This is a genomic window from Paracoccus nototheniae (assembly GCF_004335005.1).
In the GTDB taxonomy this organism is placed as follows: Bacteria; Pseudomonadota; Alphaproteobacteria; order Rhodobacterales; family Rhodobacteraceae; genus Paracoccus; species Paracoccus nototheniae.
Map to the genome: position 1 here is coordinate 1 of NZ_RQRT01000229.1, position 255 is coordinate 255.

The 255-nt window shown below is 61.2% G+C and carries 1 protein-coding gene; it reads right to left on the bottom strand.

Going from position 1 to position 255, the window contains the following annotated elements:
- On the bottom strand, positions 1-255 hold a 255-nt coding region (locus tag EG885_RS22565; protein WP_165571286.1), incomplete at both ends, for an ABC transporter substrate-binding protein.

The following is a 255-nucleotide window of genomic DNA, read 5'->3' on the forward strand; positions in this document are numbered from 1 at the left end:
CTGCGCGATCTCGACTGCGGCGCGGTTGATCGCGCGGACCAGGCCGGTTACGGCCTCGGGGTTTTCGGCGATCATCGCCTGAGAGACCATGACCCCATTGGCATACAGATCCAGCCCATGATCGCCGCAATTCAGCCAGTTGAAATCGGCGGCAGGATCCTGGCGGTTGTTGATCAGGTTGAACCAGGCGGTAATGTTGAACACCATCGCCCCGTCGATATCGCCGCGGATCAGCATCGGCTCGGTCAGGTTGGG